This is a genomic window from Cohnella endophytica (assembly GCF_003628305.1).
In the GTDB taxonomy this organism is placed as follows: Bacteria; Bacillota; Bacilli; order Paenibacillales; family Paenibacillaceae; genus Cohnella; species Cohnella endophytica.
This window is the reverse complement of the sequence record NZ_RBZM01000012.1, coordinates 1-25,505: the sequence shown is the minus strand read 5'-3', so window position 1 is coordinate 25,505 and position 25,505 is coordinate 1. Positions and strand designations below refer to the sequence as shown.

The 25,505-nt window shown below is 53.2% G+C and carries 19 protein-coding genes; 13 read left to right on the top strand and 6 right to left on the bottom strand.

Features of this window, described 5'->3' with window-relative positions; genetic code table 11:
- Window positions 1–106: 106 nt before the first annotated feature.
- The 5 genes from D7Z26_RS24185 to D7Z26_RS24165 are packed head-to-tail and all read left to right on the top strand — an operon-like array spanning window position 107 to window position 8,655.
- The gene (locus tag D7Z26_RS24185; RefSeq protein ID WP_120979611.1) at window positions 107–1,048 is read left to right on the top strand and encodes a carbohydrate ABC transporter permease; all 942 of its coding nucleotides are present in this window, start codon (window positions 107–109) and stop codon (window positions 1,046–1,048) included.
- A gap of 7 nt (window positions 1,049–1,055) precedes the next feature.
- Complete coding sequence (locus D7Z26_RS24180; RefSeq protein WP_120979610.1) at window positions 1,056–1,892, top strand: carbohydrate ABC transporter permease; 837 nt, start codon at window positions 1,056–1,058, stop codon at window positions 1,890–1,892.
- Between the two features lie 7 nt (window positions 1,893–1,899).
- Window positions 1,900–4,269 (top strand): hypothetical protein, encoded by a 2,370-nt coding sequence (locus D7Z26_RS24175; RefSeq protein ID WP_120979609.1) that lies wholly within the window; start codon window positions 1,900–1,902, stop codon window positions 4,267–4,269.
- Window positions 4,238–6,556, top strand: a complete 2,319-nt coding sequence (locus tag D7Z26_RS24170; protein ID WP_120979608.1) for an alpha-L-rhamnosidase-related protein — start codon at window positions 4,238–4,240, stop codon at window positions 6,554–6,556. Before D7Z26_RS24175 ends, D7Z26_RS24170 begins: the two co-directional genes overlap by 32 nt.
- Before the next feature lie 8 nt (window positions 6,557–6,564).
- Window positions 6,565–8,655 carry an alpha-galactosidase gene (locus D7Z26_RS24165; RefSeq protein WP_120979607.1) on the top strand — a complete coding sequence of 697 codons (2,091 nt, stop codon included), beginning with the start codon at window positions 6,565–6,567 and terminating at the stop codon, window positions 8,653–8,655.
- A gap of 73 nt (window positions 8,656–8,728) precedes the next feature.
- Here D7Z26_RS24165 and D7Z26_RS24160 read toward each other — a convergent pair whose 3' ends face one another.
- The 5 genes from D7Z26_RS24160 to D7Z26_RS24140 all read right to left on the bottom strand — a co-directional run bounded on the left by D7Z26_RS24160 (window position 8,729) and on the right by D7Z26_RS24140 (window position 13,261).
- On the bottom strand, window positions 8,729–9,424 hold the full coding sequence (locus tag D7Z26_RS24160) for a hypothetical protein (RefSeq protein WP_120979606.1): 696 nt from the start codon (window positions 9,422–9,424) through the stop codon (window positions 8,729–8,731).
- 489 nt (window positions 9,425–9,913) lie between these two features.
- Window positions 9,914–11,191, bottom strand: coding sequence for an MFS transporter (locus tag D7Z26_RS24155; RefSeq protein WP_120979605.1), 1,278 nt, complete (start codon window positions 11,189–11,191; stop codon window positions 9,914–9,916).
- Window positions 11,192–11,244: 53 nt separating this feature from the next.
- Window positions 11,245–11,586 carry a hypothetical protein gene (locus D7Z26_RS24150; RefSeq protein ID WP_120979604.1) on the bottom strand — a complete coding sequence of 114 codons (342 nt, stop codon included), beginning with the start codon at window positions 11,584–11,586 and terminating at the stop codon, window positions 11,245–11,247.
- Between the two features lie 152 nt (window positions 11,587–11,738).
- Entirely contained in the window at window positions 11,739–12,824 is a 1,086-nt protein-coding gene (locus D7Z26_RS24145; RefSeq protein ID WP_120979603.1) for a phosphodiester glycosidase family protein, read from the bottom strand.
- Window positions 12,821–13,261: a hypothetical protein gene (locus D7Z26_RS24140; protein WP_120979602.1), complete on the bottom strand. Its 441-nt coding sequence runs from the start codon at window positions 13,259–13,261 to the stop codon at window positions 12,821–12,823. Before D7Z26_RS24140 ends, D7Z26_RS24145 begins: the two co-directional genes overlap by 4 nt.
- A 235-nt stretch (window positions 13,262–13,496) precedes the next feature.
- Here D7Z26_RS24140 and D7Z26_RS24135 point away from each other — a divergent pair, with 235 nt between their 5' ends.
- The 8 genes from D7Z26_RS24135 (at window position 13,497) to D7Z26_RS24100 (ending at window position 24,148) form a co-directional block, all read left to right on the top strand.
- A complete protein-coding gene (locus D7Z26_RS24135; protein WP_120979601.1) occupies window positions 13,497–14,360 on the top strand; it encodes a DUF72 domain-containing protein in 864 nt (287 codons plus the stop codon).
- A gap of 21 nt (window positions 14,361–14,381) precedes the next feature.
- The gene (locus D7Z26_RS24130) at window positions 14,382–15,368 is read left to right on the top strand and encodes a Gfo/Idh/MocA family protein (RefSeq protein ID WP_120979600.1); all 987 of its coding nucleotides are present in this window, start codon (window positions 14,382–14,384) and stop codon (window positions 15,366–15,368) included.
- Between the two features lie 247 nt (window positions 15,369–15,615).
- Window positions 15,616–16,581 carry an ABC transporter permease gene (locus D7Z26_RS24125; RefSeq protein ID WP_120979599.1) on the top strand — a complete coding sequence of 322 codons (966 nt, stop codon included), beginning with the start codon at window positions 15,616–15,618 and terminating at the stop codon, window positions 16,579–16,581.
- Between the two features lie 82 nt (window positions 16,582–16,663).
- Window positions 16,664–17,491: a carbohydrate ABC transporter permease gene (locus tag D7Z26_RS24120; RefSeq protein WP_407643552.1), complete on the top strand. Its 828-nt coding sequence runs from the start codon at window positions 16,664–16,666 to the stop codon at window positions 17,489–17,491.
- 64 nt (window positions 17,492–17,555) lie between these two features.
- Entirely contained in the window at window positions 17,556–19,259 is a 1,704-nt protein-coding gene (locus tag D7Z26_RS24115) for a type 2 periplasmic-binding domain-containing protein (protein ID WP_233567180.1), read from the top strand.
- 124 nt (window positions 19,260–19,383) lie between these two features.
- A complete protein-coding gene (locus tag D7Z26_RS24110; RefSeq protein ID WP_120979598.1) occupies window positions 19,384–21,291 on the top strand; it encodes a sensor histidine kinase in 1,908 nt (635 codons plus the stop codon).
- Window positions 21,266–22,807, top strand: a complete 1,542-nt coding sequence (locus D7Z26_RS24105) for a response regulator transcription factor (protein ID WP_120979597.1) — start codon at window positions 21,266–21,268, stop codon at window positions 22,805–22,807. Before D7Z26_RS24110 ends, D7Z26_RS24105 begins: the two co-directional genes overlap by 26 nt.
- Before the next feature lie 183 nt (window positions 22,808–22,990).
- Complete coding sequence (locus D7Z26_RS24100; protein ID WP_158602426.1) at window positions 22,991–24,148, top strand: MFS transporter; 1,158 nt, start codon at window positions 22,991–22,993, stop codon at window positions 24,146–24,148.
- A 198-nt stretch (window positions 24,149–24,346) separates the two neighbouring features.
- On the opposite strand, the gene D7Z26_RS24095 is transcribed toward D7Z26_RS24100, so the two are convergent.
- Complete coding sequence (locus D7Z26_RS24095; RefSeq protein ID WP_147423894.1) at window positions 24,347–24,574, bottom strand: hypothetical protein; 228 nt, start codon at window positions 24,572–24,574, stop codon at window positions 24,347–24,349.
- Between the last annotated feature and the right edge of the window lie 931 nt (window positions 24,575–25,505).

The window sequence follows — 25,505 nt, the reverse complement described above, 5'->3', positions numbered from 1 at the left end:
AGTTGTCGGAAGAGGGCGGGAAGAGAAAACTCTCTTCCCGCCGCCTTCTATAACAAGGAAGGTGGGAATTCATGTTTTCCGATTTTGCACAGAAAGAGGTGTTCCCATGGAAGCGCTAGCAGAAGGCGTCAGTAGCAAAAAGAAAAAAAGAAGACTTACCAAAGCGGAGCGGAAAGAAGAACGGGCGTTTTACATTTTGACGGGGCCATGGCTGCTCGGGTTATTGTTGTTTTTCGTAGTTCCAATGATCGCTTCTCTCTGGATCAGCTTGAACAAGTGGGATATGCTTACGCCCGCCAAGTTCGTCGGGTTGAAAAACTATTCCACGGCGATCAATCATGATCCGCTGTTCTGGCAGTCGCTTAAAGTAACGGCTATGTTTTCCGTGTTATCCGTTCCGCTAGGTTTGGTTTTTTCATTACTGCTTTCCTTGCTGTTGAACCAAGCGGTCGGAGGGATGAGGCTGTTCCGCACGATTTTCTATTTACCGGCGGTCGTCAGCGGCGTATCCGTCATGGTTCTATGGATGTGGATTTTCAACCCTCAGATCGGACTGCTTAATACGTTGCTAGGTTATATCGGAATTCAAGGACCCGGCTGGATTTTCGACCCGAAATGGGCGCTTCCTTCTTTGGTCATCATGAGCTTGTGGACGACGGTCGGCGGCAGCGTCATTATCTGGTTGGCCGGCTTGAAAGGCGTTCCTCCTTCTTTGTACGAAGCTGCCGAGCTGGATGGCGCGGGAGCCTGGCAAAAATTCAAAAACGTAACGATTCCGATGCTTACTCCGACGATCTTCTTTAATCTCATTATGGGGATTATCGGCGCTATGCAGACATTCGGCGAAGCCTACGTCATGACCAAGGGCGGACCTCAGAACTCTACCTTGTTCTTCAACTTCTATTTGTTCGACCATGCTTTCCAGAATTTCAAAATGGGCTATGCTTCCGCATTGGCCTGGGTCTTGTTCCTTCTTATCCTAGGGCTGACGCTTCTCGTCGTGCGTTCTTCGGCAGCTTGGGTTTATTACGAGGGAGAAAGGAACTGAGCATACGATGACGAATACAAGCCGTTTATGGATTAAAAATACACTCGTTTACGCTTTGCTTCTGATCGGATCGGCCGTCATGCTCATTCCGTTTATTTGGATGCTGTCGACATCGCTTAAGGAATCCTACCAAGTGTTCACATGGCCGCCCAAGTGGATTCCCGACCCGATCAAGTGGAGCAACTATGTCACGGCGTTCACGAGCCTTCCTTTCGGAAAATGGTTTAATAACACGTTGATCATTACGGGAGCGAACATCGTTGGAGCCGTGTTGTCTTGTACCTTAGTCTCCTATGGCTTCGCTCGGTTTCGGGCGAGAGGAAAAAACCTCTTCTTCATCTTGACGCTGTCGACGATGATGCTTCCGGATACGGTTACGATGATTCCGAAGTTTTTCATGTTTTCCCAGATGGGGTGGATCAACACGTTCTACCCGCTGATCGTTCCGCTCTTCTTCGGGAAGGCTTACTTTATCTTCCTGCTGCGCCAGTTCTTCATGGCCATTCCCGCAGATCTTGAGGAAGCGGCCAAAATCGACGGCGCATCGACGTTCGGTATTCTATGGCGCGTCATTCTTCCCTTGACCATACCGGCAATCGTCACGATTACGATTTTCCAATTCAATGATTCATGGAAAGATTTCATGCAGCCGATTCTTTATTTAAGCAAGCCGGATTTGTATACGCTGACGCTGGGCATTAACTTCTTCAAGAGTCAGAATAATATTCAATGGAACTTCTTAATGGCGGCTTCCGTCGTAACGATGCTCCCTTCGTTGTTCTTCTACTTTATCGGGCAAAAATATTTCGTGGAAAGCATTACTTTGACCGGGATGAAAGGGTGATTTCGCGGTGCGGCCGAACAAAAAAAATTCCTTGTTATGGCTTATCGGAGTCGCTTTTATGTCGGCTGCCACGCTCGGTCTGGAAATCGCTCTGACGAACGTATTCAGCGTGTTGCTGCAGTACCATTATGTATCCTTCGTGGTATCGTTGGCCGTCTTCGGAATCGGGGTGGGCGCCTATGCCGCCCGGCGTTCGGGAGCGGTCGGCGCGCCGGGGTGGCTGTGCGCGATAACGGGCGTTTATATCGCTTTGCTCAGCCTATTCTTGGCTCAATTTCCTTACGTGAATCAGCTTGCCCTGTACGGAGTGCTCGGCGCCGTGCCGTTCGCGTTCTTCGGTTGGGTCATGGGTAAAGCCCTTTCCAGCGGCGTCATTTCCGCGCGTTATATTTATGCCGCGGATTTGCTGGGAGCCGGGATCGGCGTGGCCGCCGCATACGGGCTGCTTCATCTGTTCGGCGGATTGATCGCGATGTTCGCCGTGTCCTTATTTGCCTTTGCCGGCGCAATTGCGCTCTTTGCTTTGTCGCGGGGACAAGAGGGCAGCAAGCAGAGGAAGCATTATAGATACGGTTTAACTTTATCGGCCTTCATGCTTCTCGTAGGCGGACCGATCGGACTTTTCGCAGGTCCCGCGGCAGGAGTATGGGATATAGATTTTGCGGGAATGAAAGGGGCCGCTCCGGATAAGACGCTTGTCGGCACGCTGCAAAGTCCGGGAGCTCGCATCGAACGCACGGCATGGGATGAGTTCGCGCGCACGGATGTTGTCGTCACGCAGGACGCGTCCCGCAAAATGGTATTCGTCGGCGGCGGCGCGGGAAGCTTCATGTACAAATTCGACGGCAATCTGAATTCGGTTGCCGGGCTTGCCAAGGACATCGAATTTTTACCGTTCGTGCTAGGATCGGCGGAGAAATCTATCGTTGTGGGCTCGGGTGGAGGTCGCGATATTCTCTATACCCTGCTTGCCGGAGCCAAGGACGTAACGGCCGTGGAATTAAGCGGGGGAATCATAAGCAACATGCGAGAGGACGCCGCATATAATGGGGGCCTTCTTGATCGTCCGGGCGTTCGTACCGTCGTAGGCGATGGCCGCGGAGTTCTTGAGGCTAGCAACGAGAAATACGATTTGATCGTGCTTGACCTCGTCTATTCCCAGGTAGGCGGCATGAATGGACAATCGCTTTCGGAAAACTACGTGTTTACCCAAGAGGCTTTCGAAACGTATTTAAGCAAGCTTAATGCCGACGGCCGGATCATCGTCATTTCTCACCAAGGTATCGAGGGTATCCGAGCCTTCTATACCGGGTTTGCGGCATTGCTCGCGAGCACCGGGGGAACCCCCGGCGAGGTTGCCAACAATACGGCGCTCGTCATGGCACCCGAAGGCTCCGCTTCGCCTAATTTGACGTTATCGGTCATTCAGAAATCTCCGTTATCCGCGCAGCAATTAAGCTTGTTGCAAGCGGGAGTTAGCTCGCTCGGGCTACAAACGTTATTTTTGCCTCAATCCTACGAGCAGCTTCTGAAACCGTTATTGGAAGGTAAAATGTCGTTTGATAAATTCGTGCGGGATTCGGACTTTAATGTCTATCCGACAACGGATGATCGTCCCTTCTTCTATCAATTACAGCCCGGCCTGCCGGATTCCTTGAAAACCTGGCTGGCGGTCATCGTAGGCTTGACGGTTCTGTTTGCCGTATACGTGTGGTGGAAAGAAGTCGCCCCGGTCGCCGAAGCGCGTAATAAAGGCGGCAATCTACCCGCTAAGGAAGCTGCAAGGATAAAGCTTAAGTTCGGTCCGATCGTCTACTTCTCCCTTCTTGGAATCGGTTATATGTGTTTGCAATTGGTATTGATTCAGAAAACGATGGTCTATGCCGGCAGTCCGGTACTGTCCGCATCGGTCGTCATCTTCGCGATGTTGGTCGGCGGAAGCGCGGGAAGCAGATTCGCGGGCTCAAGGCGCTTAACGGCAAGATCAAGCCTGATTGCCGTCGTCATCGTCGCCATTCTCTTGGCTGCCGTAGACGCAACATGGGGCGGGGGCTTGTATCAGATCGGAATCGCGATGAGATTGGTTCTGATCGGTATTGCCGTCGGTTTGCTCGGATTCGCTCTAGGTATACCATTACCTTCCCGATTGGAAACGGAAGAAAGACGGCAAGCGGGAATTTCTCCTTTTCTATTCGCCGTGAACGGGATCGCCGGCATATGGGGCTCCTGGTTAGGATCGGTCGTATCGATGGAGGCCGGATTGACGCTGACCCTCGCGGCAGGTTGCTTATGTTATCTAATTCTGGCCGTATCGGTCTGGATCACCAAGGGGAGGAAAAGTACAGATGACAATTCCGCAAGCGCGACGGCGAGTTGAACGCTCGCTTGAATCGTTTCACGAACATAGAGAAGTTAAGAATGCAACCATCCAGGATCTCTACATTTGCGCGGGTAACAGATCGTATATGGTTGGATCGCAGAACGGGGATTTCCCCGATTTCGGACATCACGTGCAGGACGAGATGGGCGGCTTGTGGAACCATCCGATTAAGCTGTTAGACGGCTTCTGGCTGCGAGTTTCGGAACAATGGCTGGAGAAGGCGGATTCCTTTCATAATTTCCCTTATTACAACGAGCATCATTATTCGTTGCCTTCGTTGAATCTGGAAATCGTTCGCCATCAGTTTTGCCCGGACGATGTGGAAGGCTTCGTCATTACGTACCGAATTCGCGATACGAGCGGCCAAGCCAGACAGCTGCCGGTCGACTTTCTCGGCAGAACCGATCTGAGTCCGGTGTGGTTTTCCGAGCATGCAGGCATCGAGGACGGAGCCGACGAAGGCCGGATCGATTGGAGCAGTATGACGTTCCGCGCTCGGGATAGCCTTAATCCTTGGTTTGCGATCGTAGGTTCGGACCTGGCTTTCTTGAAGGCCGAGACTGGCCCCGAGTTATTCGGCCCGCATCCGACTAGCGGTCAAGGAACATCGGGACTCCTGTCTTATCTGGTTCATGTACCGGCTAACGGAGAAGCTGAAATTCGCTTTTTTATCTCGGGTTCATATCATTCGGAAGTACAGGCCGTTCACGTCTACGAACACTTAAAGCAAAATCATTCGTCGTTGCTTGAGGCAAAAAGAAAACGGTATGAGTCGCTGTTGAATAAAACCGTCATTTCGATTCCCGACGAGCAGCTTGGTCGCATTTTCGACTGGGTTAAGTTTCATAATGATTGGCTTATCCGCGAAGTACCGGAAATCGGGAGAGGCTTAGGAGCCGGACACCCGGAGTATCCTTGGTGGTTCGGTTGCGACAACAGCTATGCATTGCTGGGGTTGTTGCCTGTCGGACAACAACGGTTGGCGCTCGAAACTTCCGATTTGATTCGTAGCGTCTCGGAGCAAACAAACGGCAACGGTCGCATTATCCATGAACTGTCCACTTGCAATGTCGTTGCCAATCCCGGCAACACGCAGGAGACGCCTCATTACATTCAGAGCGTATGGGAGCTGTTTCTCTGGACGGGCGACATCGAATTCCTGCGTAACGCTTATCCGACGGTTAAGAAAGGGATCGCTTGGCTGTTGGACGAGATGGATCCGGATGGGGACCTGTTGCCCGAAGGGTACGGGATCATCGAGATCGAAGGGCTGAACGTCGAGCTTATCGATACGGCCGTCTATACCTGGTCCGCATTAAACGCGGGAGCAAAGATGGCGGAGCTGTTCGGCGAACAAGAGATCGCGGAACAATATCGGGATACTGCGGTCAAGCTTGGCGATAAGATCAACCAAGATCTATGGCTGAAGGAAGAGGGATTGTACGCGGACGCGATGGCGCCCGTTGGCATGGTGCTCGAGCGTATGCCTCTATACATCGAACGGGCAAGGTCGAGCGATGCCGAGCATGCGGCGTTGGAGATGGAAGCCATGCAGCTCGCGATGAGCGGAATGGACAAAGAGGCGGAGCATCCGTGGCTGTTCAAGAATTGGGTTATTAATACTCCGATGGAGATGGGACTAGCTCCGCGCGATCAAGCTTTGAGGGCATTGGATCGGATGGGTACCGACGAATTTACGGGACCATCGGGCACCTATTTATCGGGGATGTACCGAACGAATATGATGACGATTTCTACCGGCGTTCAGGCGGTAGCGGAAGCGCGATACGACCGAATGGACGAGGCTTTGCGTTACATTCGTTTAATCGCTTCGACGTTCAACAAGCGCCTTCCCGGTTCAATTTCCGAGATGTCGCCGGATTATGGCTGCTTTGTTCAAGCATGGACGAACTACGGGCTAAGCTGGACGGTTATGAGGTTTATGTTCGGAATTCAACCGGAAGCGCATTCCCGAAAGCTGAATCTTCGGCCCCGTCTGCCCAAGGAATGGAATGAAGCCTCGGTTGACCGCGTTGAGCTGGGCTTAGGAGACTTAGCGAATGAGCTGGATTTCAGTATCTCGCTCGGCCAAGAAAGCGATGTTTATCGGATATCGATGAAGCAAAACAGTTGGACCGTCGTTTTGAACTTGCCGAACGCGCAAGGGGCAAAGCTTTTGTTGGACGGAGAGCCGGTTAAGCCGGATCTGGTAGATTCGGACGGCTCCGTTACGTTCACGATTGAAAGAGCGGGATCGCATGAAGTTCGAGTGGAAAGAGGGTAGAGAGCACGGTGACCTTCCCGGGTACATTGGATCTATCTAATGAGGCTTTGCGTTACGAGCTGGATTTGGAGAAAGGCGCGGCGCTAAGGACGTTCGGGCTTCCCGATGGGGCAGAGTGGACGTCGGAAGATCGCCCGGGGCGCGAATTCGCCGTATTTGCCTGCGGACAACGAATTGATGGCCAATCCGCAGGACTCGTCGTACTCGGCGTTGATGAGCAAAAGGACGAATCGCCCTTGTCAGGCTCCCATAGCGTAACTGTCAAGCTGCGCCATGATCCAACGGGACTAGAGATAGACAGCCATACGATCGTGTACCGGGGAACGCCCGTGGCAGAGAAATGGATTACCGTACGCAATACGGTAGACGAGCCGGTAACCATCGATCGCTTAGATTCCTTTCATCTTTCCCTTCCGCTTGATGAATGGCAGGTTCTAGCTTACAAAAGCGACTGGGGGGCGGAGTTCGCTCCGATCGTTACGCCCTTGAGGGACGCGTTCATTGCGGAGACCCGACAAGGACGATCGTCGAAGGATTGGCACCCCTGGCTGACTCTATTAGGCAGCAGGGGAGATCTGCTTACGATTTGTCCGATGTGGTCGGGTAATTGGGTACTGCGCTGCGAACCGGAGGAAGACGGATCGTTCGCGGTAAGCGGCGGGTTGCATGACTGGGAATTTTCTAAAGTGCTGGAACCCGGACAACAAGCGGACAGTATCCGTGTCGTCCTGACGTTAGGGAGCGGCGGAGACTTGAATACAGTTTCCATACCGCTTGCCCGCGTCGGTCGAACTCATTGGTATCCCCGCAACGAGCTTTCCCGTTCCCTTCCTATCGAATGGAACCATTGGTGGAGCTATGAGGACAAAATAATCGATGAGCGTGCGTTCCTCGACAATGTCGAGGTTGCCGCCCGGTTAGGCATGGACATCTGTACGCTGGATGCAGGCTGGTTCGGTCCCGCGGACGGACAATCGGAATGGTACGATTACCGAGGCGATTGGCAGTCGGTGAACGAATCCCGCTTCCCGGGAGGCATTCGGGTTCTCTCGGACGCCGTTCATGGAAAGGGAATGAAGTTCGGCTTATGGTGCGAGATCGAGGCGGTCGGTAAGTTAGCTCGACTGGCGAATGCTCATCCAAGCTATGTAGCCAGGCGGGACGGTGAATCCTTAGGTTATCTATGCTTCGGAAATCCGCAGGTACGCGAATGGGCATTCGGGACGCTAGATCGACTTATTCGCGAATACCGATGCGATTGGATCAAGTTAGACTTCAACTTGGATCCGAGGGCCGGTTGCAGTTGCACGGACCATGGCCACGGCGCCGGAGACGGTTTGTTCGAGCATTATTATGGTTATTACGCCGTTCTGGATCAGATCCGCGCCAAGCACCCCGAGGTACTGCTGGAGAATTGCGCGTCCGGAGGACTGCGTATCGATCTGGGAATGATGCGACACGCTCATACGACCTTCCTAAGCGATACCGATTGGCCGGAACACGGCTTACAGGTATTCTGGGGAGCGACGACGTTCCTGGCGCCGGAAGTATGCCTGCATTGGAGTTATTCCGAATGGTTGGGTCAGCATCCGCACCAGAAGTTTAAGCCTAATGATCCGGCGCTGCTGCCACATCAATTCGACTTCTATACCCGCATCGCGATGCTGGGAGGGTTTGGCTTCTCTCAGAAGCTCCCGGAATTACCGGTATGGATGCTAGAGCGTATTGGCTACCATATCGAGGATTATCATTTGGTTGTGCGCAGGTTTATTCTAGAGGCGGATTTGTATCGTTTAACCGCGCAGCCGGAACGGGAGGGCAAAGGCGATCGCTGGGCCGCTTTCCAATACCGGATGCCCGAGGGGAACGAGCATCTGCTGTTCGTCTTCCGTCTGTCAGGCGCGGAGTCCGAGCGCAATATCCGGCTGCGGGATCTGAATTCGGACAGCCTCTATGAATTGACTTGGCTTTCGGCGGAAAAGGTGCATACGATCCGAGGTGCCGAGCTTCTTGAACGCGGTTTGCTATTCGCGGAACTAGCGGAAGAGGATTCCGCCCTCCTTTATATTCGAGAGTTGCCTGCTGCTTCTCGGTTATAAGCTTCAAAGGTACTCAAAAGCGAACGAGGGTCTTCCATGGAGTATGGATGCCCTCGTTCGCTTTTTCATCTAATCAATTGCCACTCGCTTGAGCGGATGCAGCCGGAGCGTCGTCTGGCTGCTGTCCTCTGCGGCCTCCGCCGCCCATTCCTCCGCCAAAACCGCCGAAGCCCCCTTCGTTTAGCGTAATCGTTGCCGCATTCTGCGTGCCGTCTTCCAAGTCGATGCTGACGATGTCGCCTTCCTTCAGATCGGCTGCCGACAAAACCGTTTCCTTGCGCTCATTGTTCTCGAAAGTCGTCTTAACGATCTTCGTCGCGTCCGTTAGCTGGATGTCTTCCGTTTCATCCGTAAACATGTCGGCCATCCCGCGTTGCGGCCGATCCGTGCCGTCTCCTTGCGGCGGCAGTTCTCCGCCCTGAGCGCCGTTGGATTGCTGCGCGTCTCCGCCATTTTGAGTGCCACCTTGCTGCTGCTGTTGCGTGCCTCTACCTTGCCATTGTCCGTTGCCGCCCCGGGCTCCGGGTACGAAGGACGATTTGTATACGGTCACGGTTTGACCGTTCACGCTTTTGATTTTGCCGATCAGGTCCGCGGACATCATCGGCGACCCTCCTCGGTTCGGAGCGCCGTTCGCCGCCTGGCCGTCTTGTCCTTGCCCCTGCGCCGCAGCTCCCGCATTATTGGCAGAATTTCCACCGCCGCCGCAACCGGCAAGCAACAGCAAAGAAGCCATGGCCACCGCGAGAATCGAATTTTTAGTCAACATCCGTAGTTCTCCCCTTCGAGCTCTTAATCGTTTTCTTATCTACGAATAGTTGCGCCCAAAAGTATCGCTGCATGGAACGGATAATTTAGGTGGGGGACGGGTGGCAGCTGAGTGGTATGATTTAGTTGGGTAAAACCTTCATGCGTGCAATGGAAGCGGTCTGTGTGCTGGCTGTAGTTGGGTAAAACCTGACTGCGAGCATGGATGCGGTCCGAATGCTGGCTGTAGTTGGGTAAAACCTAACTGCGAGCATGGAAGCGGTCCGAATGCTGGCTGTAGTTGGGTAAAACCTGACTGCGAGAGTGGAAGTGGTCTGAGTTATGGCTGTAGTTGGGTAAAACCTGACTGCGAGCATGGATGCGGTCCGAATGCTGGCTGTAGTTGGGTAAAACCTGACTGCGAGCATGGAAGCGGTCAGAGTTATGGCTGTAGTTGGGTAAAACCTGACTGTGAAGCGTGTTAGCCGCAATAAAAACAGCGCGCCGGCGATTATACACCTGGACGCGCTGTTTGAGGTTTGACCCGGAAAATAAAATAATAGTAGGTTGCCGAGCTAACGTATAACAAGCCCGTTATGCTGAAGGTGACGACGTATCCCCAGTAGGTTCCGTAGTGCTCGATGATCCGGGGTTGGACTTGTCCCATCGAGGCCCATCCGAGCATGAAGACGGTTTGCGTAAGAGAGTTGGCGACGCCTCGGCGCGAATCCGAGATTCGGTCGACCAAGAGGGACGATTGAATCGGGTTGGCCGCATTCATCAGCGCTTGACGGAACAAGAAGGCGATGCCCGCGACGAGCAGCAGGTTCGTGAATCCGGTAAGCAGCAAGAAAGGTAAGGACAGCAGTTGGAAAAGCACGATAGCTCGCACTTGGCCGACCTTATTGACGAGCGTCGGGCCGATTAGCATGGAAATGACCGTCATAATCTGCCCGAGCGAGATGAGTAAACCGATCGCCGATAACGATACAGTGAAGCGGTCCGAGAAATAAATGTTTAAATACGGGACGACCATTCCCGAGCCGAAGCCGATGAGCAGCTGCGTAAAGGTAATTTTGCTAATGAGCGTCCATTCCGCGCGTTGGCTTGTCCGATCGGCAGCCGACTGCGGCGGCTTCAGTCTTACGGTTATCGTTTCGGCCGACTTACCCTTGCCGCCGATTCGTTCCCGAACAAGCAGGAGCGGAGCGCTCGCGACGATGCTCATGAGACCGCCGAGCATTAGCGCTCCTCTCAAACTCGAAGTTTCGCTCCATCCAAGCTGCTGCAGAAGATCGCCCAGCAGTCCTCCGCCGAAGCTGCCTATGACTTGCGCCGCCAACATTACGGAGAAGTGGAAGCTGAACAGACGCAGGCGTTGTTCTTTCGTCGAGTTGGCCGCGAGATAAGGCACGGCGGTTACTTGGAAAAACGCGGTGAACAGACCCGAAGTGATCGCGAACCCGCGCAGCCCGAATTCCGACTGGGCGAAAGAGCTGCCCATGAAGGAAAATCCGGTGATCAGCATCCCGATCGTCAGAATTATTTTCCGGCTGGACCGGTCCCCCAATAGCCCGATCGGAATGATCATGAGCGCCGCGGCCAAAGACTGCACGCTGACGATGGAGCCGATCATGCCTTGCCCATAACCGAGGGAGTGGACATATAAATTGTACAAGACCGAGAACATGCCGTTCCCGATCTGATAAAACAAGTTCGCCAGGAAGAATAACCGGACATTCCGATTCCAGCCAGAGAAATCCTGCCGGGCGCGCCGAAGCCATCGCATAACTTTACCTTCAATCGCTCTAAGTTGAATTCATCCATTGTAGCATATCTTTGTTACGTCTGGACGTAGAGAAAAGGAGTTCGGCTCGTTTTGTAAGTGCCCTCGAGCAGTTTCTCCGACAACAGGCTCGTCTTGACGAAGGCCGAGATTTTAGAGGAGTCAGCTTTGAACAGCGCTTTCCACAGCTCGGGATCGGGCACCGCTTCGAATAGCTTGGCATCGTCGTAGTGTCGTTTATCCTGATAGATGATTTTCAGCGTATATCCGTCCAATTGAAATTGCACGTCCCCGGGATAGGCGGCAATGATTTCTTTGCGAAGCTCCTCTAGCTCTTCCTCGATTTTTTTCTGTTGGGTCTTGAGCTCGCAGAATCTCTTTAATTTGCGTTCCTCCAAACCGTCATCTCCTCGCCTTTTTGCTTGATCTCTATGAGATTACGCCTTGGAATATGCACCAAATGCGACCGGTCGGCGTGAAGCTTATAAAAAAGGAGCAGCATTCCGAGGTCTTTCAACACCTTGGAACGCTGCACCTATTTCGTTGCGGGTTATTTGAAGAATAAGAAGTTCGTCGGTACTTTGCGAAGCGATCCGTCCGAGGGGTGGTTGATGACTTTGCCGTTGAAGACGAGCGAAGTCGAGCCCCCGCCGTCAAGATTGTAGCCGTCCAAAGCTCCGAAACGCTGAAGCAGTATTTGCATTTCGGCGAGCGTTGCGCCGGAGCTGCCGTTCTCGTTATAGCCGTCGGCGACCAGGATGAGCAATTGATCGTCCTTGTAGCTCGCGATGACCGTACGGGGTGCGCGCTTCGGACTCGTCTGCCATTTCGACGGAATTTCCGCGGTCTGTCCGTTCCGGAGCAATACAGGTACGAATGAAGCCCCGAACTGGGGATTAAGCGCGTCCAACTGATCCTTGCTCGTGAATTTGCCGCCGATGAGCTTGTTGCCGCTGCTTAAGCCGACAAAGAACAAATCCTTGAACGTAGCTTGGAACCCGCTTACGTATTCCCCGTCGACGACCGTCGTGCTCAGCGGGTATCTTTTGCCTCCGCTGTCCGCGAAACCTCCGGCGTTAATGCCGATTACCGCGTTCGTGCGATTAACCGCGGCCAGCGTCGTTTCGGCTCCGCCCGACTGGTCGTTGGCGAGGGCGAGCTTCATGGCGCCTTCCTTCTTGAGCTTTATTTTCAAAGCATAACTCTTGAAGTTCTGGGTGCCGAGATAAAATAGCTGGGCATGCAGCTTGTCCGATTGAATCGTCGAAGCCGGCGTTCCAAGCTTGCTCGTAATTCGCTTGTCGTAGATCGCATAAGGTCTCGAGGCTTGACCGGAAGCCATCGTAGCGATCGTTTTCATGTCGGCATTCGTCTTCATGTAGATCGTAAGCTGCTTTTTAAGGGATTGTCCGGTGCCCTTGGCGATCTGTTCCGCTTGTCCCAGCTTCGCCATCGTAATTTCGGTAACGGCGGAGGTAGCAACGGACGGAGAAGCATCAATGGTTGGTCTAGGGAAAGAGCTATCCGGTAGCGAGATGCCAATATTGGCAATGAACAGCCATACGAACAGTCCCGCGAAGGGGGCGCAGGCCATCAACAACGTGCGGTTAAAGGATCGTACGGCTAACGCGCTCATTTCAGCACGTCCAAGCTTTTTTTCAACTCTGCGAGCTGTTTCTTTACTTCGGCCAATTGCGTATAAAGCTTGTTGCTGTTGTCCGTCTTCGTGTCCGCGTTATCCTTGGCGAAATTGAGCAACTCGTTAAGCGATTCGATTTTGCTATTCATCTCGGCGATCTGCTCTTGATAGCCGGTTTCCAGCTTGGCGATTCGGGAGTCGTAATCTTGTTGAAGAGCCGTAATTTGTGCGGCGGTCTGTTGCGCGAGGTCTATGGTGACTTGTTGCTGGATCCGGTCGGAATACCATTTGGCTCCCATCGCTCCGCAAGCGATCAGAATGATCCATAAAATTAGGAAAAAGAGGAAAGCGCCTCGTTTCTTGCTTCTAGGCGGCGTCTCTCGATAAGCGTCGGGGTATGAATCTTGCGTTTGGCGTACTGCGGATTCTCTCATAACTAAGTGAACTGCACCTCTCTTGTTGCCCTTGAATAAGTGGGCTTCAGTATGTATGGGACTAACCTATGAACGAAAAAGATGTCGAAAAGTTGCGCCCGTCTTGCGATTGTAACATAAGAGGGGGCCGAATTTCGCTAGAGTCGACATTCTATCGATGGTATAACTTGCCGAACATGGGATAAAGTTTTAGACTCAGTGTATCGAAAGCGTTAGCGGCGAACGGAGGGGATTTATGATTATTGTCGGTTTGGCGGGCTGGGGAGATCACGACTCGCTGTACCCGTCCGGTACGTCGGCCAAGGACAAGCTTCGCCGGTACGGCGATCATTTCCCTCTCGTGGAGATGGATAGTTCGTTCTACGCGGTGCAGTCGGCGGATCGAATGGCGCGTTACGCGGAGGAAACTCCCGGCGAATTCCGCTTCGTGGTGAAGGCGTACCAAGGGATGACGGGTCATCTGCGGGGGAAACCCTATTACGCGAACGACGACGAGATGTACGAGGCATTCTGCGCAAGCTTGGACCCCATCCTTCGCTCGGGCAAATTGGCGGCGGCGCTCTTCCAATATCCGCCTTGGTTCGATTGCACGAAGGGCAACGTCGGTTTGCTTCGCGAGACGAAGAAGAGGATGGAAGGTTTTCCGTGCGCGCTAGAGTTCAGGCATCAAAGCTGGTTCGAGCCCGCATTCCGCGAACGGACTCTCGCCTTCATGCGCGAGGAAGGCTGGATCCACAGCGTCTGCGACGAGCCTCAAGCAGGGATCGGCTCGATTCCGATCGTTCTGGAGGTTTCCCGACCGGATTTTACACTCGTTCGCATGCACGGTCGGAACGTCGGCGGATGGAATCAGAGCGGGGCGGCGAATTGGCGCGAGGTGCGTTATCTGTACGACTATAACGACGACGAGTTGCTGGAATGGAAAACACGGATCGAGAAGCTCGTCGCCCAGTCCGGTACGGTAGGCATCGTATTTAACAACAATTCCGGCGGACATGCCGCGGAGAATGCCAAGCGCTTCATGCGTTTGCTGGACTTGCCCGTACCTGAGTTCCCGGGCACGGATGCGCCGGAGCAATTGGATTTGTTCGACTTTTAAATAGAGAAGGAGAAATCGGGAATGGTTAGATTCGGAATTATCGGAACCAATTGGATTACGGATAGATTCGTGCAAGCCGCGGGGGAAACGGGCGAATTCGAACTTACCGCGGTCTATTCGCGGACGGAGCAACGGGGGAACGAGTTCGGGGAGAAATACGGGATTCCGTTTCGTTACACGGACTTAGAGCAATTCGCATCCAGCTCGGAGTTCGACGCGGTCTATATCGCAAGCCCAACGTATATGCACGCCCGTCAAGCGATCGCGTGCATGGACGGCGGGAAACACGTGCTGTGCGAGAAGCCGATCGCTTCGAACGCGAAGGAAGCCCGCGCGATGATCGAAGCAGCCAAACGCAACGACGTGTTATTCATGGAGGCGATGATGACGACCCAGCTTCCGAACTTCGAAGCGGTTCGGGAACATCTTGGCGAGCTAGGAACGATTAGGCGCTATTTCGCGAGTTACTGCCAATACTCTTCCCGTTACGATGCGTACAAGCAAGGGGAAGTTCTAAACGCCTTCGATCCCCGGTTCTCGAACGGAGCGCTTATGGATCTCGGCGTCTATTGCCTGTATCCGCTCGTTGCGCTGTTCGGTAAGCCCGACCGCATTCAAGCGAACGCGCATATGCTCGCGTCCGGCGTCGATGGCGAAGGTAGCATCCTGCTTGCCTACGAGGAGATGGACGCGGTCGTCATGTATTCGAAAATCTCGAGCTCGTACGCTCCCGCCGAAATCCAGGGAGAGCTTGCTACAATGGTTATTCACCCGATCAACTCTCCGGAGTCGGTGGAAATCCGCTACCGGGACGGAAGCGTCAAGAAGTTGACGAGGCCTCAGGATCATAGCTTCATGTATTACGAGGCACGGAACTTCATCGACTTGCTGAAGCGCGGAGAGAGGGAGGACGCGACGAATTCGTGGTCGAACTCCCTATACACGATGGAGGTCATGGAGGAAGCGCGTCGGCAAATCGGGCTCGTTTTCCCGGCCGACATGGAGTAGCTAGGGCTAGATTCGCGGTAATCGCCGTTATACTCGGAGAAGATGATCTCGTTAAAATAGAGAATTAGGACGATACCCCCAAGTCATTCGACTTTCGGGGTATCATTTTTTTAAAACGTCCTAAACCCGAAAAAATGAGACCAAATACGAAATTCCAAGCCTTACGACTCTTCCGAAGAGACGATTACAATAGAAATAACTCTTGAAAGCACTTTCAATTCGGCCGAACGAGGAGGGTCCTGCAAGCATGAACGTCAACTTAGGTTCCGACACCCGAGGACAGCCGACCGCTAAAGTCGGAATCCGGAACAAATTCCTCGCCAAGCTGTGGAGCCAGCGCTATTTGCAGGTGATGGCGCTTCTCGGCGTCGCTTGGATGATTCTATTTAACTACATTCCGATGTACGGTATCACCCTGGCGTTTAAAGAGTACATCGGAGTCGGTAGCCCTGCGGATGCCCCGTGGGCGGGATGGACGCATTTCCAGGCCATCTGGGATGACGAACGGATGGGAGAGGTCGTCCGCAACACGCTCGGCATCAGCTTGCTCAAGTTGATCATCGGGTTCCCGCTGCCGATCCTGTTCGCGCTGTTCCTGAACGAGCTCCGTTCGTTGAAGTTCAACCGGGTCGTGCAGACGATCTCGTATCTGCCGCACTTTCTGTCCTGGGTCATCTTGGGCGGCATCTTGACGGCGTGGCTGTCAGACGTCGGCATCCTGAATGATATCCTGAGGGGTCTCCATTTCATCGACGAGCCGATATCTTACTTGGCCGAACCCCGTTATTTCTGGACGATCGCCATCGGATCGGATATCTGGAAGGAGTTCGGATGGAACGCCATCATCTATATCGCCGCCATCGCCAGCATATCGCCGGAGCTTTACGAAGCGGCGACCATCGACGGGGCCGGCCGGTTTCAGAAAATGTTCTACGTCACGCTCCCTTCCATACGGGGAACGATCTCGATCCTGTTCATTCTGGCGGTCAGCGCGCTCTTGAACTCCAACTTCGATCAAATATTGATTCTCAAAAACCAGGTCAACGAGAGCATGAGTAACGTCGTCGACACCTACGTGTATGAAATCGGTATCCGGCAAGGGCGATTCTCGTATTCCACGGCGGTCGGGTTGGTCAAAGCGTTCATTGCGCTGTTCCTGCTGCTGTTCGCCAACTCCGTCACGAAACGCATGAACCAATCTTCCCTATTCTAGAATCCGGGCGGTGATAACCCTGTTAACGAGAAAACGCAGAACGCTTGGAGAAATCCTTTTCGACAACCTTAACGTGACTGTCATGCTGCTCCTTTGTTTCGTCACTCTGTACCCGATATGGTACGTTCTGGTCAACTCGTTCAACGACGGCAAGGAAGCCATGACCATGGGCAACATTTACTGGATTCCCCGGATGTTCAGCACAGAGAACTATTCGACGGTTTTCAAAAACGCGGGGATTATGACGGCAATGGGCATCACTGTCGCCAAGACGGTCATTGGGACCGTCATCCATGTTTTCTTCACGGCGATGGTCGCCTACGCCTTTTCAAGGAAGGAATTGATTGGGCGCAACTTTTACATGATCATCGGGACGATCACCATGTTCTTTAACGGCGGGCTGATCCCGACCTACTTATGGTACCGCGACCTGGGATTGCTTGACCATTTCGGCGTGTATATCTATCCGGCCATGTTCAGTTTCTTCGATCTCATTATCTTCCTCGCGTTCTTTCGGGAAATTCCCGAAGGATTGGAGGAAGCAGCCAAGATCGACGGGGCGAACGATTTCACGGTTTTCGTGCGGATCGTTCTGCCCGTGTCCATGCCGGTCGTCGCCACGATCGCCCTGTTCCATGGCGTATGGCAGTGGAATGACTACTTCACGGGATTGCTGTATACGAACACGGAATCCCTGCAGCCGATACAGACGTTCCTGTACCGGGTCATCGCCCAGTCCAGCTCCAACCAGATGGTTCAGAACGTAGGTGGGGCCATCAACCGAAGAGTGACGGGTCAATCGCTGAAGATGGCGACCATGGTCATCACGACGCTTCCGATTGTGCTCGCTTACCCGTTCCTGCAACGATATTTCGTGAAAGGCCTCATGATCGGCTCGCTGAAAGGCTAATCTCGCGGTTTCACTTTTCCCGATAGGGAGAATCTTATACAATCTATCTCAAAGGGGTATGACAATGAGAAAATGGCTTGCCTTTGCAGTAATCGCATCACTAATGATTACCATTGTCGCTTGTTCCGGCTCGAAGAACGAACCGGAATCCAGCGGCACGAGTTCCAGCACGCCTTCGGCTTCGAGCGAGCCTTCCGAATCGGCAGAGAACGCCAGCGCTTCGCCGTCGGCCGACGAACCGGGCTGGAAGGCGGATACTTCGCCGATCACGTTCGATTGGTACCTGAACTTCGCCTGGTTCCCGAACAAATGGGGCGTCGACCCGACTTCCCAGTACGTCACGAAGAAAACCGGCGTGAACATCAACTTCATCGTACCGGCCGGTAACGAGAACGAGAAGCTCAATGCCTTGATCGCATCCAACCAGCTTCCGGACTTCATCACGCTGGGTTGGTGGGAAGACAACGTGAAGAAAATGGTGGAGGGAGGTTTGGTCGAGTCTTTGACGGATCTGGCCGATCAATACGATCCGTATTTCTTCAAAGTCGCCGACCCGGCCAAATTGTCCTGGTACGCGCAGCCGGACGGCAAGACGTACGTGTATCCCAACGCTTCCTCTTCACCGAAAGACTTCCAGACGTACGGCACGCAGTTCACGTCCAACCAAACTTTCGCCGTGCGCAAAGATATCTATGAAGCGATCGGCAAACCGGATATGCGGACGCCGGAAGGTTTCCTGAACGCGCTGAAACTCGCCAAAGAGAAATTCCCGGAAGTGAACGGACAACCGCTCATTCCGATCGGATTCCATGAATTCGGCGATAGCGGCAACTATTCGTTCGTCGACATGTCGCAGGATTCTTCTTACTTGTCCAGCTTCCTAGCCTTGCCGCGCGAGAAAGACGGCAAGCTGTACGACCGTACGACCGACCCGGAATTCGTAAAGTGGCTCAAGGTATTCCGTCAAGCGAATCAAGACGGCTTGATCGCGAAGGACGTCTTCGTCGACAAACGCGCGCAAATGGAAGAAAAAATCGCGCAAGGCCGTTACTTCGCGATGCTGTATCAACGCACCGACTTCGCGGCGCAGCAAAACGTGTTGTTCGCCAACGATCCGAATTCCGTCTATATTGCGGTCGAAGGACCTGCTAATGCCAACATGGACGCGCCGACGCTTGCCGGCCCTGCGATCTCCGGTTGGACGGTCACGCTGATCTCCAAGAAGGTCAAAGACAAGGAAAGAGCGATCAAATTCCTTAGCTACCTGATCAGCGAAGAAGGACAAAAAGATCTGTACCTAGGCGAAAAAGGCGTCTCCTACGATACGATCGACGGTAAAGACCAATTCCTTCCGGAAGCGAAAACGCTGATGGATACGGACCGTTCCGCATTCGATAAGAAATACGGTTCTTCCTATACGTTCTGGATGCTGATGGACACGAACATGAACCTTCAGTGGGCGCCTCCGGCCGTCGAACCATTCAAGCAGCTCGAAGATTGGACGAAAGGCAAAACGAAGAGTTACTCGGAATTCGACTTGTTAAACCCGCCGGCGACATCTAAGGAAGGCATCAACCTGACGAAAATCTCCAACGAATGGGGCAAAGTTCTTCCGAAATTACTGCTCTCCAAGTCGGATGCCGATTTCGATCAAATCCTGAGCGATTTCGTCGCCAAACGCGACAAGATGGGTTACGCCGATGTGCAGGCTTATCGCCAGAATCTGTACGAAGCAAACGTGAAAAAGCTTGCCGAATTCATGAAGTAGTTCCATATGCAGTCCGAAAAAAACCCAGCCTGCCTGGGTTTTTTCGGGCGTTTACGGGACCGCTGGCAAGCGGTCAGTGATACAATGAAATCAAACTTAAGGCAGCGAAACGGAAGTGACGCGGATGCGGCGATTTCGGCCAAGCAGATTCGACAAATGGCGCTTCAGATTAGAGCAGATGACTTTGCAGAAGAGGCTCGTAGTCGCCTACATTCTGATTATGCTGCTCCCTAGCGTACTGATCTCGCTCTACGTATTCAGGGGATTTACCAGCAATACGATTGAGGAGTTGAAGAAAAATAGCCGCAATTCGCTCGAGATTGAACAGGTACATATCAAAAACAATATGGAGACGATGATTCGCGCCGCCCAGATCGCAACCAATGATAAGGTTCGGGAGTATCTGGAGCAATCGGTCGAGCTCACGGCTCTAGAATTGATCGATATTGACAACATCCGGATGAAGGATATTCTCCGGTTACAGTACAACAACCCCAGCTTGGATGACATCCGGATTTACATGAGCAATCCGAAAACCTACGAGATCTCGCCGGTATTCTTCTACGAGAAGCGCATCCAGCAGGATCCGTGGTTTCCGGTAGTGATGAATGCCGGCGAGACGAACGTATGGAATTTCAGCCGGGAGAAGAGGGAGTTGCTTCAAGCTCGTTCAGACCCTAAGAATGACCATATCCCGAGAATTTCGCTGTACCGGGGAATCGAATATCCGAAAGGCTCGCACGTCGGCATCGTCCAAGTAGACATGCAGCTAGCAAGCTTTTTCCCGAATACGTTCAGTCCGCTGCAGGACGATAAATCCCAGTTGGTCGTGTTGGACCAGGCCGGAGCCATTTACCGTTATCCGGGCGAAAGCTTTCTGGACCGGGCGGGCCTGACCGAGGAAACGCTGAAACAGCAGGTTTCATCGATTCGCACTACGGAGGGCGGAACGGGGAACTTCGATTTCTCCGTTTCGGGAAAGCCCTACCTGGTCGTTTATTCTTATATCGAACCGCTTCAAGCCTATATGGTGAAGCTCGTGTCGCTCGATCACGTGTATGAGGAGATCAACAGGACGCGAAACTGGATTCTGCTCGCCAACGTCATTTTGCTGGCGATTCTCACCCTCTCCACCTATTTCATGAACGCGATCATCTTGAAAAAGCTGCACGTGCTTACGGATTCCGTCAAAAAGGTGAGGCAAGGGGACTTCAACTTCGACGTAGGCATCCGAGGCGGAGGCGAAGTCGGGGAGCTCGCCCATCATTTCCGCAAGATGCTCCGCAAAATGGGCGAGCTGATCGCGGAGGCGGTCAACAAGCAGGCCGCGGCCAAGGAAGCCGAACTTGCCACGCTCAAGAACCAGATCGATTCACATTTTCTGTACAACACGCTCGAGAACATCAAGATGATGGCGGAGGTTCACGACCACCGCGAGATTTCCGACGCGCTCACTTCCCTCGGCAGCATGATGCGCTACAACATGAGATGGACCAAGGAACATGTTCGCCTAAGGGACGAAATCAACCACATCAGCAACTACGTCAACATTGCGAACGTCCGCTTCGAAGATAAAGTGACGTTGGTGACAGATATTCCGGACGACGCGCTGGATCAAGAGTTGCTCAAGATGTCGCTGCAGCCGATCGTCGAGAATTCCGTGAAACACGGTCTTCTCAATCGACCGTTAACTATCGAAATCCGGGCGGAGGCTTCCGGCGGCGTCATGATGATTTCGGTGACCGACGACGGGGCCGGGATGACCGATGATCAGGCGGAAGAGCTGAACCGGCGCATCGGTCGCGCGGAGCGGTGGGTTGCCCCGGCTCCGGACGGAGATGAGACGCCCGGCAAAGGAAACGGAATCGGCCTAGCGAACGTGCACAGCCGGATCCAAATGCATTACGGCAACGAATACGGATTGCAGATCGACAGCGCGGAAGGCCGGTATACCCGCGTGACGATCCGTATTCCTTATTTTATCGTGGTTGGGAGGTTATCCGGACATGAGGACGCTGCTGATCGTGGATGACGAGCGCAATATCCGGGTGGGCTTGAAGGCGATGATCGAACGGGAGTTTCCGGATCGTTACCGCATCGAGCTCGCGGCCGACGGCAAACAAGCGACGGAGCTGCATGAAGCGGTTCCGTTCGATATCGTGATCACGGACATCCGGATGCCGGAGATGGATGGAATCGAGCTGATTCGTACGCTGGCCATTCGCCCATACGTTCCGGCTATGCTCATTCTGAGCGGGTACGATGATTTCCAATACGCCAAGGAAGCGATCAAGCATAAGGTGAAGGAGTATTTGCTCAAACCGATCGTTCGCGAGGATCTGTTCGCGGCATTGGGGCGGATCGAGTCGGAGCTTGCGCAGCAAGCTTCCATCCATGATCGCCTGGAAGCGACGGATCGTTACTTGGAAGGCATGCAGGTCAATGCGCTCGGCTACGTCTGGGCCCGGTCGGATATCGGCTCGGCCGAGGTGGAAGCTAGATGCCGCGACGCAGGATTGGACATTTTCGAGCCGTGTTTCTACGTCGGAATTCTGTCTTCGCCGGAATACGAACGGAACGTGGTAAAAGGCAAGGAATTGTTGGCAAGAGGCGGATCGGAAGGGGATTGTCTGACGCTAGAGAACAAGGACGGCCGGCTTGTCGTACTAACGACTCGCATGGAGCGGTTCCGGGACATGGTCGCCGACTTGGCAACCTTTCCCGGTTCCGCGGGGACTTTCGCCGCGGGGATCAGCGATCGTGGACAATCCCTTCTCGAGCTGAAGATCAAATTCGATGAAGCGTGCCATGCCTTGAAATATCGGATTCTGCTCAGCCGGTCCGATTCCGCGCTGATCCGGTTCGAGCAATCGGAACGCCGCGACCGCACGTACCGCCTGTCCGAGGATACGATACGCAAGCTGGCCAACATGCTGGGTACGGATAGGGACAAAGAGATGAAGGCGCTGCTCATGGAGCTATTCAATCCGAAAGCGCTCGCGGAAGCGGACATCGGGTACTTCGAATCCGTCAGTCTGGCGCTGAACGAACGGGTTTTCGACCAAGCGTTCCATACGTACGGGGAAGCCTCCGTCGATATCATCAAGATGTATAAGCTGGCGGGCAGCCTATACAACTTCATGAATATCCAGGATTACATCCATTGCGTGGAAGGGCTATTGCTTCGTCTTAGCGAATACGCGCGCGGCGTAAAATCCGTCTATGTTGACCAGAAAGAAATGGCACGGGCCCTGGCCTACATCCACACCCATTTCGATAAAGACTTGAGCATGACTGTGGTGTCCAATCATGTGTCGCTCAATTACTCCTACTTCAGCGAAAGGTTCAAGGAATATACCGGCGAGAGTTTCGTGAACTACCTGAAGAAAATCCGAATCCAAAAAGCGAAGGTCTTGCTGGCGGAGACGGACGGTCGGATTTACGAGATCAGCCGCCAAGTCGGATTCGAGAATCCGAAACAATTCAACCGGGTGTTCAGGGAAATCGAAGGCATCACGGCCATGGAGTACCGGCAGAAGCAGTTGTAAGTTAAAATGGTCGCGACCTGGAAGAAGTCGTGCGGCGACAAAGTTACCCAAGAAGTGAACCAGTGGTATCAAGGTACGTTAAAGTAGATGACGAGAACCTTTCGCCCCTCCAGGGGGGTGAAAGGTTTTTTGTATTGCGTTACAATAAAGGACATTCGTATCTATAGAAGGAGAAATCGCAGCTTGTCTACTATCGCGCGTTTAAAAGGCTTCAACTTTTTTTATTTCGCACTATTCGCTTTGTTTATTTCGTTCTTGCCGGTGTACAGCGCCGGCGTCGGCGTGTCGGGGACGCGCATCGGTATCATTCTCGGATTCGGCAGCTTGATCAGCATCTTCGCCCAACCGTTATGGGGGATGGTCAGCGACAAGAACCGTACGATCAAAAAGGTGCTGCTTCTCTTGCTGACGGCTTCGATGCTTGTCGGAACATTGCTTTACCGAGCGGATACGGTTTGGAGTCTGGTCGTCCTGGTCGCGCTCATGAACGTATTTTATTTGCCGACGGATTCGCTCGTGGAGAGCCTTAACTTTCAGACGTCGCAGCGGGAGAAGGTCGGGTACGGATCCGTTCGTATGTTCGGCGCCCTCGGATACGCATGCGTATCGCTGACGGCCGGGTTCGCGCTGAAGCAATGGGGAATGAGTAGCTTATCGTGGATTTTTCTTGGCATGGGAGCGATCGCGCTAATACTGGCTTTCGGACTATCGGACGTTCAAGCATCGTCCTCTTCCCGAGCATCGTTCGTTCAATTGAAGTCGTTCTTCGGACAATCGCACACTTGGGCGTTTTTCCTTGTCGTGCTGATCGTGGCGATCCCGCATAAGATGAACGACACCTTTATCGGCCTTTATATGGAACAGTTAGGCGGAGACGTGCGTTCGACGGGAATGTCCTGGTTCATCATGACGCTGACCGAGACCGTAATGTTCGCGGTTAGCTCGCGATTGATCAAGTCGGGCAAAGAAGCGCAATGGATGACGGTTGCGGCGGGCTTATACGCGTTAAGGTTCCTGCTTAGCTCGTTGATTGGATCTCCATACGGGCTCGTCGCGCTTCAAGTGTTCCAAGGATTTACTTTCGTAATATTTTACGTAGGCGCCATGCAATACTTGTATCGGATCGTGCCGGAGCAATGGAAATCGACGGGACAAACGGTCCTTACCGCGACCTTCTTCAGCGTGTCCGGCATTATCGGCTCGACGGTCGGAGGCTGGGTCATCGAACATTTCGGCGGCGCGTCATTGTACAAGTTTATGGCTGTACTGGCGCTGGCCGGTTTCGGAATGGGGTTAGCTTTAGTGAAGAGATCGGGAGCGCAAGCGACGGGAGGGGCGTAGGCGTAATCATTTGGCAAAGTCCCCGCAGCTGCCTGCAACACGCTGTCAGCGTGCTAAATGGTCGAACGGAGCGCCGAAACTGCTTGTAACACGCTGGCAGCGTGCTAAATGGCCGAATGGCGCACCGCAGCTGCCTGCAACACGCTGACAGCGTGCTAAATGTCCAAACGGAGCGCCGCAACTGCCTGTAACACGCTGTCAGCGTGCTAAATGGCCAGACGGAGCGCCGCAGCTGTCTGCAACACGCTGACAGCGTGCTAATTGTCCAAACAGCAATTTGTCTTTGTCGATGCGTCCGCCTTGGAATTCTTGCAACGCCGCGCCGAAAGCTTGCGTCGTGCCGTCCGGGAAACGATTCCAGTGCCAGCCTTTGACGCGACCCGGATAGTCGGCTTTGACGGGTATGGCGCCCAACGAGTACCGCAAAGGGCATTCGTTGTAGGATGGTGCTTCGTGAACGCTAGTTGCGGCAGTCGTGAAACTCGCCTTAGGCGAGTTTTTTGTTGTGTTAGGTGTTGCCTAACTACATGCCCCACTCAAGTCACCTTCTACGCACGCAGTCAGGTTTTAACCAACTAGATCTCCCGCTCAAGTAACCCCGTACCTTGTAGTTAAGTGTTGCCTAACTACAGCCCTCACTCAAGTCGCTTCTTCGTACGCAGTCAGGTATTACCTAACTACACCCCTCACTCAAGTCGCTTCGGCGCACGCAATCAGGTTTTACCCAACTACAGCCCTCACTCAAGTCGCTTCGGCGCACGCAATCAGGTTTTACCCAACTACAGCCCCCATTCAAGTCGCTTCGGCGCACGCAATCAGGTTTTACCCAACTACAACCCTCACTCAAGTCGCTTCTTCGTACGCAGTCAGGTATTACCTAACTACAGCCCTCGCCCAAGTCGCTTCGGCGCACGCAATCAGGTTTTACCCAACTACAGCCCTCACTCAAGTCGCTTCGGCGCACGCAATCAGGTTTTATCCAACTAATGCCCTCACTCAAGTCGCTTCGGCGCACGCAATTAGGTTTTACCTGACTAGAGCCTTTGATTCCCAGAGGATGAGCTAGTTTGGATAAATTTATGTAGTGGCTGCATGTTCGCCACAATTGATCTGCATTTTGTACAGGTTGTTGGTCGCGAGACTCGATTTTTGGCGAACAGCCTGCAGAAAGTGCAGGTGTTTTTATCCCAATTGACTATTTGGTCCGTTTCGAGACATTCCTACTGTAGTTTTCTCCAAGGCCCCCTAATTAAACTGGAGTCTTGTCCCCCAATTGAATTAGACTATTTGTATAGGGGAGGCGGACAGTATGCGTTTAGGGAAAGTGCTTGAGGAGAAACGAATGCAGATCGTAAGA

Excerpts from the sequence above, each read along its gene's own strand:
- D7Z26_RS24180 (WP_120979610.1), top strand. The coding sequence starts at position 1,056 with ATGACGAATACAAGCCGTTTATGGATTAAAAATACACTCGTTTACGCT.
- D7Z26_RS24160 (WP_120979606.1), bottom strand. The coding sequence starts at position 9,424 with ATGTTGACTAAAAATTCGATTCTCGCGGTGGCCATGGCTTCTTTGCTG.
- D7Z26_RS24110 (WP_120979598.1), top strand. The coding sequence starts at position 19,384 with ATGCGGCGATTTCGGCCAAGCAGATTCGACAAATGGCGCTTCAGATTA.
- D7Z26_RS24155 (WP_120979605.1), bottom strand. The coding sequence starts at position 11,191 with ATGCGATGGCTTCGGCGCGCCCGGCAGGATTTCTCTGGCTGGAATCGG.
- D7Z26_RS24115 (WP_233567180.1), top strand. The coding sequence starts at position 17,556 with ATGAGAAAATGGCTTGCCTTTGCAGTAATCGCATCACTAATGATTACC.
- D7Z26_RS24140 (WP_120979602.1), bottom strand. The coding sequence starts at position 13,261 with ATGAGAGAATCCGCAGTACGCCAAACGCAAGATTCATACCCCGACGCT.
- D7Z26_RS24105 (WP_120979597.1), top strand. The coding sequence starts at position 21,266 with ATGAGGACGCTGCTGATCGTGGATGACGAGCGCAATATCCGGGTGGGC.
- D7Z26_RS24145 (WP_120979603.1), bottom strand. The coding sequence starts at position 12,824 with ATGAGCGCGTTAGCCGTACGATCCTTTAACCGCACGTTGTTGATGGCC.
- D7Z26_RS24170 (WP_120979608.1), top strand. The coding sequence starts at position 4,238 with ATGACAATTCCGCAAGCGCGACGGCGAGTTGAACGCTCGCTTGAATCG.
- D7Z26_RS24185 (WP_120979611.1), top strand. The coding sequence starts at position 107 with ATGGAAGCGCTAGCAGAAGGCGTCAGTAGCAAAAAGAAAAAAAGAAGA.
- D7Z26_RS24135 (WP_120979601.1), top strand. The coding sequence starts at position 13,497 with ATGATTATTGTCGGTTTGGCGGGCTGGGGAGATCACGACTCGCTGTAC.
- D7Z26_RS24125 (WP_120979599.1), top strand. The coding sequence starts at position 15,616 with ATGAACGTCAACTTAGGTTCCGACACCCGAGGACAGCCGACCGCTAAA.
- D7Z26_RS24120 (WP_407643552.1), top strand. The coding sequence starts at position 16,664 with ATGCTGCTCCTTTGTTTCGTCACTCTGTACCCGATATGGTACGTTCTG.
- D7Z26_RS24130 (WP_120979600.1), top strand. The coding sequence starts at position 14,382 with ATGGTTAGATTCGGAATTATCGGAACCAATTGGATTACGGATAGATTC.